The sequence below is a fragment of the Epilithonimonas tenax DSM 16811 genome (genome assembly GCF_000428485.1).
GTDB lineage: Bacteria > Bacteroidota > Bacteroidia > Flavobacteriales > Weeksellaceae > Epilithonimonas > Epilithonimonas tenax.
Genome location: NZ_AUAA01000063.1, coordinates 1 through 12,212, shown reverse-complemented (window position 1 = coordinate 12,212; position 12,212 = coordinate 1). Strand labels below are relative to the sequence as shown.

At 34.9% G+C, this 12,212-nt stretch carries 8 protein-coding genes and 2 pseudogenes; 2 read left to right on the top strand and 8 right to left on the bottom strand.

All coding sequences use genetic code 11. From position 1 onward, the window contains the following. On the top strand, positions 1-246 hold a 246-nt coding region (locus F564_RS0116635), incomplete at its 5' end, for a transposase (RefSeq protein WP_028123606.1). Between the two features lie 609 nt (positions 247-855). Here F564_RS0116635 and F564_RS0116630 read toward each other — a convergent pair. The 8 genes and pseudogenes from F564_RS0116630 to F564_RS19555 all read right to left on the bottom strand — a co-directional run. Next, positions 856-3,399: a multicopper oxidase domain-containing protein gene (locus F564_RS0116630; RefSeq protein WP_028123605.1), complete on the bottom strand. Its 2,544-nt coding sequence runs from the start codon at positions 3,397-3,399 to the stop codon at positions 856-858. Position 3,400: 1 nt separating this feature from the next. Then, positions 3,401-5,440, bottom strand: coding sequence for a copper-translocating P-type ATPase (locus F564_RS0116625; RefSeq protein ID WP_028123604.1), 2,040 nt, complete (start codon positions 5,438-5,440; stop codon positions 3,401-3,403). Positions 5,441-5,530: 90 nt separating this feature from the next. Continuing rightward, positions 5,531-6,001, bottom strand: coding sequence for a heme-binding domain-containing protein (locus F564_RS0116620; RefSeq protein ID WP_028123603.1), 471 nt, complete (start codon positions 5,999-6,001; stop codon positions 5,531-5,533). Next, a complete protein-coding gene (locus tag F564_RS0116615; RefSeq protein ID WP_028123602.1) occupies positions 6,002-6,664 on the bottom strand; it encodes a DUF3347 domain-containing protein in 663 nt (220 codons plus the stop codon). Positions 6,665-6,704: 40 nt separating this feature from the next. Beyond that, positions 6,705-7,226 (bottom strand): DUF305 domain-containing protein, encoded by a 522-nt coding sequence (locus tag F564_RS0116610; protein WP_028123601.1) that lies wholly within the window; start codon positions 7,224-7,226, stop codon positions 6,705-6,707. A 10-nt stretch (positions 7,227-7,236) separates the two neighbouring features. After that, entirely contained in the window at positions 7,237-8,121 is an 885-nt protein-coding gene (locus F564_RS0116605; protein WP_028123600.1) for a DUF3347 domain-containing protein, read from the bottom strand. 206 nt (positions 8,122-8,327) lie between these two features. Then, a complete protein-coding gene (locus F564_RS0116600; protein ID WP_028123599.1) occupies positions 8,328-8,528 on the bottom strand; it encodes a hypothetical protein in 201 nt (66 codons plus the stop codon). A 277-nt stretch (positions 8,529-8,805) separates the two neighbouring features. Further along, a pseudogene (locus tag F564_RS19555) lies at positions 8,806-11,928 on the bottom strand (SNF2-related protein); the annotation flags it as partial. Positions 11,929-12,009: 81 nt separating this feature from the next. Between F564_RS19555 and F564_RS19550 the strand changes: the two are divergent. After that, a pseudogene (locus tag F564_RS19550) lies at positions 12,010-12,212 on the top strand (IS982 family transposase); the annotation flags it as partial.

Sequence of the window (12,212 nt, the reverse complement as noted above, 5' to 3'; positions counted from 1 at the left end):
TCTGTGGCAATGCTCAAGTTAGCACATTGGTTTAAAGAAGTAGAAGAATCAGGATTTAAATCTTTCTCAGTACTCAGGAAAACCATAATGATCCATTACAAAGACATTCTCAATTATTTTGAGAGAAGAAGTACCAATGCTTCCGCCGAGTCATTCAATGCTAAAATAAAAAACTTCAGATTGCAACTAAGAGGTGTGCGGGATAAAGCATTTTTCTTGTTTAGGTTGTCTAAGCTTTTTGCCTAGCCCCCAAGTTTTGGAATTGATCCTATATATTAGGTGAGTTAGAAATAATCCTTTTATTTTTATTATCCAGAGCATTCTTCTCTGAAATAATGATTACCTCATCTTGTTTATTCTCTCTTTCAATTCTTCTAAAATAGCAAATCCATTACCGTTTGGGTAGCATAATATCCAAGAGTCCGCAATCATACTGGAACGTTTCTATCGTCTCTATTGCTTCACTGAAAGTGAGCGCAAATTCACAGATTAATTTCTCCCAAAAGATATTCTGCAATACTTTTTTTCTAATTCTTTCTCGTCTTCAATAATTAAGATTTTCATTTTGCTACTTTAAGGGTTCAATTTTGAATAAATTTTTAATTCTACAATACCATAAATTCATTATAAAATTATTATAGAAAAAAGACAACCGATCCAGATACCAATTTTAAAAAACATACATTATTTCCTGTTTTATAATTTGCTCCAGAACGGAAAAGAGGCTGTATTCCTACATAAAATATTGCTCATAAATATAATACAGATATGCGTACATATCTGTATTATATTACAAAGATTCAAGATGAATCTTAATAACTATTTCAACACCACGAGCAGGTTGTTGAATTTATTTTAGTAATTAAGAGATAAGCCTACTCCCCATCCCATATCACTATCATAATGTGTACGAATGCCCACATTTTTATTGATAATATATTTTAGTTCTGTCATATATTCCATATCGGTGTTGACCATAAAACCTGCTCTCAACCTTTTTGTAATGGGGATATCTTCACGCATTAAGGAAAGACGTACTATACCATCGTGATAGACTTCTGCCTGAAAGTTCACTAACATTGGCAAAGTGTACATAAAACCTAAACTAATGGCTCTACGTGTATCTTTTTCATTTTTCTGACCAAATAAATTGGTTTCGTGTTCATCCATACCCATTTTACGATACCTCCAGTCGAAACCGATGAATGGCATAAACCATTGCATTTTACCAATATATCTTCCTAAATGAGTTTCTATCTCATAGCCGTGCATATCATTATAACCTAAACGCCATTCTGTACCTAAACTCCATCTTGCATTTTGAAGCATTGCGTCACCATCATTTCCGTTAGTTGCAAAATCATTTTGTGCCATAAAATGAGGCATATTGCTTTCTCTTTGCAACATATTATATGCTTGTTTCTTGTCAGGCAAATTTGGATTTTGATAATCATCAACCGCAAATACCCTGTTCATTCCTGACATCATATGATAAAGGATATGACAGTGGAAAAACCAATCTCCTTCTTCGTTTGCTAAAAACTCAATAGTGTCAGTTTCCATCGGCATTATATCTAAAACATTTTTAAGTGGAGATTTTTCACCTTTGCCATTAATAACTCTAAAATCAAAGCCGTGCAAGTGCATCGGGTGTCGCATCATTGAGTTATTATGAATGGTAATTCGTAGAATTTCTCCTTTTTTTACAGGTATTTTATCAACTTCTGAAAGTATTTTATTATCCATACTCCACACATAACGGTTCATATTTCCTGTAAGGGTAAATTTCAATTCTTTTACTGGAGCATCTTTAGGAAGTTCCGTATTGGAAGGAGATTGTAACATTGCATAATTAAGGGTTTTAATTTCTCCCAAAGCATTTGCATTGTAACGGTTGGGATCATTTTCCATATTCATATTCATATTGTGTTGGCTATGGTCTTCTTTCTGCTTACTATCTCCTGTGATTTCAGGATACATTACTACGTTCATATCCATTTGGTTCAAGCTCATTTTCATTCCCATATCGTCCAAATCTCCGTTCATCTTCATCATATCGTTCATCATTTTCATTCCCTCAAAATATTTCAATTTAGGAAGTGGTGAAATGAGTTGTTTGATGCCATTACCTACGAAATAGCTTGCCGATTGTGTTCTGTCTTCAGTAGTAGCTAAAAACTCATAAGAAACTCCATCTTCAGGAATCGTAACAACTACATCATATGTTTCTGATACTGCAATGATTAATCTATCTACTTCCACAGGTTCTACATCATTGCCGTCATTTGCAACTACGGTAATTTTACCTCCTGCATATCGCAACCAAAAATAAGAGGATGCACCACCATTTGACACTCGTAATCTTACTTTATCTCCTGCTTTTAGCGTTTTGCCATCAACATTTTTTAAATCGGTAGTATGATTTCCGTTGATTAAAATTTTGTCATAATATACATCGCTTACGTCCATTGCCAACATACGTTTCCATTCGTTGGTTACTTTTGTTTTGAAATGACCTTCTTTGATAGCTTCTGCGTATGATTGTGTAGCATTTTTTTTAATAGCCGCCCAATCATTGGCATTATGTAACATCCGATTAATGTTATTGGGATTGAGGTTTGTCCACTCGCTTAAAATGATGGGTACAGTAGGCAAATCATCTATTTCTTCTCTAAAAGTTTTATCATCCTCACGCTTTTTCATCACAAAACTACCATACATACCAATCTGCTCCTGCAAACCAGAATGTGAGTGATACCAGTGCGTGCCATGTTGGATAATCGGAAAACGATAGGTATAAGTATCGCCCGCCTTAATTGGTTTTTGTGTAAGCCAAGGCACACCATCCTCTTTATTGGGTAAAAAAACGCCATGCCAATGCAATGATGTACTTTCTTTTAATTGATTATGTACGACAATTTCGGCTGTATCGCCTTCTGTAAAAGTGAGTGCAGGCATAGGTATTTGACCATTTACGGCAATAGCTCTCTTTTCTTTCCCTGCGTAGTTTACTAGTGTATCTGTTACATATAATTCGTATCGAACTGTTTTTGGAGGTTTTGTGTTTACAATTCTTTTTACGGTTTGAGGCTTTTCTTTTTGCATAGACATATTGTTCATTTTGTCCACCTTTTTCGGCTGCTCTTTTGGAGGCATCTGCATTTCATCATTTTTTTTGTTTGATGACTGCTTTACCGTTTTAGCCTTTTCTTTTATCAATTTCATACCACACTTTGGGCAGTTGCCTGGTTTTGTGGCGTGAATTTCGGGATGCATCGAGCAAGTATAAGTTGCCTGTTGAACCTGTTCTTTTTTAGTCATATCCATACCTTTCATATCCTGTGATTGTGCACAGGTGTACGTTGCAACGATGAATATTATTAATGTTATCTTTTTCATTTTATTTTTTTACTTTTAAAAAACTTGCATTGATTGCAACTACGACTGTGCTAACCGTCATTAAAACCGCACCTGCGGCTGGGCTTAACAATATGCCTTGCTTGTACAAAACACCTGCTGCCAAAGGCAATGCGATTACATTGTAACCCGTAGCCCAAATTAAATTCTGTATCATTTTACGATAGGTGGCTTTGCCAAATAAAATAAGATTTACAACATCCTTAGGGTTACTGTTCACTAAAACAATACCTGCGGTTTCGGCTGCAATATCACTACCGCTGCCAACTGCTATACCAACATCTGCAATTGCCAGTGCTGGTGCATCGTTTACGCCATCACCTGTCATAGCTACGAATTCGCCATTGCTTTGCAGGTCTTTTATCTTTTCTAATTTTTGATGTGGTAATACTTCGGCAATAAAACTATCCATACCCAAAACATCGCTTACACTTTTTGCTACTTTGTTATTATCACCGGTAAGTAAAATAGATTTGATATTATTTTCTTTCAAGGTCTTTATTGCTTCGGCAGCTTCAGGTCGAATTTCATCTGACAAAGCAATATAACCTGCCAACTCATTATTTACGATTACAAACACAACCGTTTCCGTATCGTTGGCATTAAAGCCTTCGGGAATTGCTAAATTATTTTCTTTTAAATATCCCGGACTGACTACCAATATTTTTTCGCCTTCAACCGTTGCTTCAACCCCTTTGCCTGTTATGGCATTAAAGTTTTCCGTTTCAGGAACGGTGATCGATAGGTCTTTTGCTTTTTGCAAGATGCCTGTTGCAATGGGATGTTCTGATTTTTGTTCTAATGCAGACGCAAGGCGAATGATTTCATTTTCATTGAACTCTTTTTGCAGCGAAACAATTTTTGACACTTCAAATCTTCCTACAGTTAATGTTCCTGTCTTGTCAAAAACGATAGTGGTTATTTTTCTTGAATTTTCAAACGCTGTACGATTTTTAATAAGTAAACCATTCTTAGCTGATAATGCTGTTGATTTTGCAACAACCAATGGTACTGCCAAACCCAAAGCATGAGGGCAGCAAATAACAATTACGGTTACCATTCTTTCCATTGCAAAAGCCAATGCTTGCCCTGTAAGATACCAATATAAAAATGTGGCAATGCCTGTAACCAATGCTATAATCGTAAGCCATCTTGCTGCTTTGTCTGCTAATAGCTGCGTTTGTGATTTTGATTTTTGTGCATCGTCTACCAATTTGATAACCTGTGATAAGTAAGAGTCTTTTGCGGCATGGGTAACGGTAACTTTTATAGAACCGTTGCCATTGACTGCACCTGCAATTACTTTATCGCCTTTTACTTTTTGTACTGGTTTGCTTTCGCCTGTAAGCATACTTTCGTTCAGGTAGCTTTCGCCTTCTAATATTATTCCATCTGCTGCTACTTTTTCGCCTGGCTTTACTAAAATAATATCGTTCTCTTTTAGTGTGTCGGTTTTTACATCATGCACCATGTTGGGCATTACCATGTGTGCATCGGCTGGCATTAACTGCACCAATAATTCTAATTCTTTTGATGCACCTGCAACAGATTTCATTTCTATCCAATGCCCCAAAAGCATGATGAGTATAAGGGTTGCCAATTCCCAAAAGAAATCCATGCCCTGTAACCCAAACACAATTGCAACGCTGTAGATGTACGCAACTGTTATGGCGAAGCCGATTAAAAACATCATGCCGGGGTTCTTTGCTTTTACTTCGTCAACCAATCCTTTTAAAAATGGAAAGCCGCCATAAAAAAACACAACGGTTGACAATGCAAAGAGTATGTATTGCGAACCTGCAAACTGCCAATCAACTTTTATAAAATGTTGTATCATGGTTGATAGCAACATGATTGGAATGGTTAGGATGAGCACGACATAAAACCTTTTTTTAAAATCGGCTATCATCATGGCATGATGGTTATGTCCTGCCATTTCCATTGATGGGTTTGCTCCATGATGCATATTGCTCATTTTATGCCCTGCACGGGTTTCTTTATTTTCTGTATGTTGATGTTCCATATAAATAATTTCATTTGCAACAATCCTGTTTATGAATAAAGATTGCTTTAAAAATGCTGATTAATATTTGTTTAATTTTTCGCATTGTATTTAATTTTCTGTTGAAAGGCTGTCTGCTGTTTTGTTCATCCAATCCACTATCATTTTTTTTTGCTCCATTGAAAGCTGTGCATTTCTGTGCATTATTTTATAAGAAGCTAAAGGCATTTGTTCGTCTTTAATTTGGTTTGCTATTCCTTTCAATTTACTTATTTGCCTTCGACTAGTAATACTGCCAAACTCACTAAAGTTTAATTTTTCTTTGCCATTATCAATATGCTTCTTCATCAGCCACGCAATTGGTTGAATGTTGGAATACCAAACATTATTGGTATTGTTGCTATGACAATCGTAACAGGCATTCTGTAAGATGTTTTGCACATTCGGCGGAACTGTATAAACTTTCGAAAAATCGGTTGTGTAAACCTGCCCTTTATTTACATTAAGGGCAGGTTGATAAAATTGTATTGCAATAAAAATAAACAGCACTATTGCCAACATTATCTTTAATACTCTCTTCATTTAGAACTCTTTTTTTACAGAGCCACAAGTAAGCATCTTGCTACCGTAATAAGGATTTTTTATTGTCTTAGCTTCGCTAATCCAAACAGCACCTTTACCATCATTATACATTGGGCAGAAGTCCTGATAAACTTTTTGAGTTGTGCCAAACAATACGATAAGGTCTGAAACATCTTTACTCAACATTGCTAAATGCTCTCTTTGGTGGTCTATCTTTCCCGCGTTGTCACCAATATGCTCAGCATTTTCTTTTGCACTCTCCGCAATGTCCATAAACTCCTTATGCTTGTTTGCGGCTATTGATTTCATATCTACATTGTTTATAGTTGTAAATAATTGCTTCCCTGCGTTAGCAGCTACTTTGTCATTATCTGCAACGAGTGCATTTTTTAAAACCAGATAATCTTTTACAATTGGTTCAATAGAGAAGTTTTGTGTCTGCTCTTTTGAAGCAGACTTTTCCATCTTTTGAGATACTGTATCTCTTGAAGTAACGGAAGGCGCTGTATCATTTTGTGTTGCTGTCGACAAATCTTGGGTTCTAGTTATCACTGTGCTATCATCGGCCTGCTGGTCGCTATTATTATTGGAAGATTGCTTACAGGAAATTGTTGCCGCTGCAACTGTTACTAATGTAATGACTGAGAAAATTATATTTTTCATTTTATTTAAATTTTGATATCATTAAAAGAATTTATCTTATTTATTTGTTTTCAAATTCATTTAGCTTCCGCTTCATAAATTCTATTTCTTGTGCTTGGGTTCTGAGTATGTTTTTTTGCAACTGTATTAGTTCGGGATCGGTAAGGTTTGCTTTTTCGGACATTAGTACTGCCGCTGCGTGGTGTGGTATCATTCCTTTTACAAACTCCTTATCACCAACAAATAATTGTTCTCGAATACCAAACCAAGAAAAGATGCCAACTGCAAGGGAAACTGTAATGATTGACCAGTTGATTTTTTTGTTTTCATACATTCCTTTCATTATCCATAATTCAATAACCAGCATTGCCGAAATCATCAGCAGGGTCATATATAAATTATTGATGTTCGGAATAAGATTATCAAATCCGTCTATCATAGCATACATAATAAAGTACATTGCTACAAACATTGCAACAGCCATTACAGCAAAGCGTTTGTACATTGCTAAAGAATTATTATGGTCATTTTCTGCACTCTTTTGCGTATGTTGCATTCCGTGTTGATTTTTCATACTTTCCATAACATTTTTTTTATTTGTTATTAATAGTTTCTTGTACACTGCCACAAGTGAGCATTTGAGAACCGTAATACGGGTTTTTAATGGCTTCTTCTTTACTTAACCAATTTGCACCTTTGCCATTGTTATACATTGGGCAATGCTGATAATAAACAGGTGTTTCCTGTTTTGAAACTTTGGCTAATTCGTACATATTGTTAGCCAGTAAAGCGAAAAATTCTCTTTGTTTGTTAACATCTTTTGCCACAGCAATTTTTTCTGCATTAGTAGTTAAATCTTTCATTATTTTCATCCAGACGGTATGTTCTTCGTTGGAAAGTTTTGTCATTTCTATAGCTTTTATTGCCTTTAATAATTCAGCAGCTTTTGCAGATGAAGTGCCTGCATCAGTTTTTACCAAAGCATCTTTCACTGAAAAATAGTTATCGAAAATAGCTTTCAGTTGTGGCTCATTTTGGGTAGTTGCCATATTTGTGGCTGGCATTTCTTTGGTGTTGTGGTTAGCGTGATCAGCTTTCATATCCATACCTGCATCTTTAGATGTGGCAATTGGTTTTAGTTCCCTGTCATACTGGCAACAACCTGATAACTTTGCATAAACATCATCAGGTGCTAAAAATTTTTCATTGTCGTACCCTGCTAAAGCAATACGTTTCAGAATCTCATCCTGATTTGTTTTTTTACTATCGTAGTCGATTGTAGCCATCTTGGTATCTTTATTCCAATTTACTGTGGCTACATTTTTTACATTTCCTGCTTTCTCGATTGTGGTTTTACACATTTCACAGTTACCATATACTTTCACTGTTTCTGTTTTTGCATTTTTAATTTGGGCAAAACTGCTTAAGGCTGATAGTAATACGGTGATTACCATCAATATTTTTGATATTGACTTCATTTTGAATTTTTTAAATTATTAAGGGATAGAGAGTTTTACGAAAACTAATATTAGCTTTCGACAAGACATAACTGTGGCGTACAAGCCATCTTTTTAACCTATTTTAGGCGGTTGCCAAAAGGAATGGAAGCCCGATGAATAATAGGCTTGCTTGAAACCGAATTTTTGCGTTTTAATTTCTGCAAACTGGTTTTCTGTTTTTATATCTATAAGTATTGGTAAACCAAATGAAGATGAAGAAATGCTACATTTGCAAGAACTGTGTTTACATTTACCGTTGCAGCCGTGACCATCGTTGCATTTTTCACAGGACTTGTCCTTGCAACTGATTTTATCTTCTGATTTTTTGGATTGTTCTTTTGAGCAGGACTTTTGCTCTGTCTTAACTGCTTTTTTAGCACAAGCATAGGTTATGTTTGGCATTAGGAAAAAGCCCAAACACAATAAAATGACAAAGCTGATATGTTTACTCAAATTTTTCAACGCTACAAAATTATGAATAAATTCTTTAAATTGCTATATTTTATTCTATTTAAATCGTATTCTAAGCACCAGAGGCAGAGTATTTAATTTAGGTGATCCTTTCCCCCCCTCTAACTTTGTTTTAATAATAATCTGCTTACACTAGTGATCTGAAATATACTATGACTTACAAAATACTTTAGCTATATTTATAAGATTCATTTACCTTTTTCTGATTACAGTTGAGAGATCTTTCAAATTTGCATCTTCATTTTCGTTTATTGTTATACCGAAAGAATTTTTAGTTTTAAAATCATTAATAGAATTAGCCTTTATTAAAATATTATAGAGAGTTCTATTCTCATCTTCCCTTTCCCTCACATAATCCCTATTTTCATTCGCTTTAAGCATTTCAGCCTTTTCTATTTTATACAATGTCACTAAATTCTCCCTCGTTTCCGTAAGTTCCTCCAGCTTTTTATCCAGTTCTGCAATTTTATCTTCAGTAGTTTTGGTTTGAAATTCAATTTGAGAAACATCTATTCCTTTCTGAGCTAAATTTTCAATTACTTCTTGAACTTGAGCTTTATGAAGTTCAATAGTTTTTTGATAAGATGGCAATTCTTTTTTCCAATAGTCAGCATTTGCATCGCCATTTTTCGAATAACCTTCAATCCTGTTATAAGAATGTTCAGCTTTGGTCACCAACTCTTTTACTTTCAAAACATCTTCGTATTTTCTTAGCACAAAAGCACTATCAGCTAAATATTTATTTTTCTCGACTTCAATTCTTTTCTTCATCAGTTCAATCTCGATATTGGCTCGAGTTTCAGGATTGGTGATGATGGATGTTTTAAGTTCTTGGGTACTGATATCTGATATATCCAGCAGATCAGCACCTTTTTTCATTGCCTCTAAATATCTTGCCTGTTTAGCCTGTAATTTCTGAAGCATAAAAACATCGATACTGTCATTAGCCAGCATAAAATTGATTCTCACATTTTCGTTTTTATTTCCTTGTCTCCACGCTCGTCCTTCCACTTGTCGGAGTGAAGTAAAATTATAGGGTAATGTAAGCATATAAACATCTGTTGTTTGTTCCTGAAGGTTCATTCCTTCCTGAATGGCTTCACTTCCAATAACAACTTTTATTTTACCTGAATTAAAATCATTTTGTATAGCAATTCTTTGATTTTTATTGGTCGCTCCGGTAATAATTCCGATTTCTTCGGGTTTGTAACCAATTTCTGTTATGAGATATTCTTTCAGTTTTGGAAATTGAGCAACCGCTAATTCAGAATAAATGATTTGTCCGGATTCAGGAAGATCTTTTTTATTCTGATAAATTAAATCCATCGTCTGTTTCAGCTTCGGAGAATTTTCTATAAATTCTTTTAAAGAAGGCTCTTCATCATCATAGTATGGTGCTAGATACGGCGAAATCGCAATTAAACGGGCATTGAGAATATGCGTTAGAATTGCTCCCTTTTCGGTTTCACTGAAATTTTCATTGAGCAAGTCATATTGTTCTTTTGTCAGATCATTCTGCTCAATTTTATACTCTTTGTTGATTTTGTTAGGACGAATCAATTCAGGATTGTCTTCTTCTCCTTTTATATCAATGAATTCCGAAAGTAATTGCTGAAACAAAGAATTATTTTTAAATCTCCGAACATTGGCTTTAAACTTCACATCACCTTTTGCATCGATCTCCATATCATTATCCGCTTCCATAAAGGTCTCGAAGAAAGTATTGACATTGAAATATCCCGATTCTTCTAATCTTTTATTTGCTATTAAAGAAAGAATGGAATAATATTCCAAAGGCTTATTGGTAAAAGGCGTTGCGGAAAGTAGTGTTACATTTCTGCCATCATTCTTGTCTTGAATGTATTGCGCAGCCATCCAGGTATTGATTCCCAATTTGGAAGTCTGTTGGTTTTGACTTCTGAAATCGGACGCAAATCTTCGGTCTTCAATTTTTACTTTTCCTACAATATGATTGGCGTTGTGAACTTCGTCGTAAGTCAAATGGTCGAACCCAAAATCTTCCCAATCATAGATTTTACCACGCTTCATTTTTCCCTCAATCTCCTTTTCTTTCTGAAGTTCAATTTGGAGGTCTCTTTCCGTATTGGTAACACCTTTCAGTTCGCTTGCAGAGATGTAACTGAATTTTGAAGAAAGTTCTTCTGTAATTTCTGATGAGAATCCAATATTGTTAAATCCTTCGTAAGTAATAATGGTAATTTCTCCGTCCTTATTATCAAATTTTGAAAGGTCATAATCTTTCCCCAAATTCCCTAAAACATTGACTTTAGCATTGGGAATCGTTTCAAAAATCGTTTCCACCCATTGTTTCAAAATACTGTCATTAGGAACTACGATGATTGGTCTTTTCGCATTTCCCCTCTCCATTGCTTCGTGCATAGAAAGGATTCCGGAAAGCGTTTTTCCAAAACCAACTTCGTGCGCTAAGAGCCCTACTCCTTTTGTAGTTTGTCTTCCGATTCCTGCTTTCTGAACTTCGGTCAAACGCAATTCCTGACCTTTGAAATGCAGATAAATTCTGGAAAATAATGGGAATTTAGAATAATCCGGAACGTGGATATTATTGTAATTTCTGTTGAATTCTTTAACAAAACGATTTCTAATATCATCGGAAAGTTCTTCCCGAACAAACTTGTAAAACAAATCATTCGCAGCAGCTTTTCGCCTTTCTCTGACCAACGTATTTCTCTCTTTATCGCTTCCTGTAACTGTTTCATTATCTACAAAGCTTCGCACTTCCCAAGCTGAAGAACCTGCAAAGGCTTCACTTGACAAAGTGCCGACAAAATCTTTGAATTTTTCTGCAAGATTGTAATCTACAATGACTGATTCAGTACGTTTTGTAATATGATTATATTGGTCTTTTTCTACTTGACCTAGCTCAAACTTGTGTACGAACTCATGATTCGGACTAATATAAATCTCATCTAGCGATTTCGCTTTTGGTAGAACATTTTCTAATAATTCTTTTTGTTTTTCGTATTGGTTTTCCGTTCCTCCAACTGCATTTTTATCAGAAAAATCCTGCTCCAATTGTTCCAGTTTTGCGTAAATATTTCCTTCAGTGTAATAAAAATCGTGAACCCAGTTTCCATCAATGAAGTTGGCAAATTGATAGTGCTTTCCGCGATTATTTAATGTGCCGTCATAAGAGGTATCTCTGAATGCTTCAATCTGTTCTTTGGTAATATCAGAACTGTTTTGTAATGAAGTATTGACAATTCTATCCTGTTTGGAGAATTGATATTTTAAAACACCTTTTTTGAGTTCGGGTTTTGACTGAATTTTATACTCAGTACCCGTAGTGCATTATAAAAAAGGTTACTCATAATACGAAAATTTCGTATATTGTATTGACTATCAATCTAATACGTTATGAATAACCTAGATGCAATTTACGATTTTATTTTAAAGGAATTAAGAAAATTAACCATCAAAGAAAATTTTTATTTCAAACCAATTAAACCAAAATTATCTGATTTAGAGCTCATTGCAATAAATATTTCTGCGGAATATTTATCGATAGATTCAGAATATCAGTTGTTTAGATACCTCTCTAATTCAAAACTAAAGGGAAT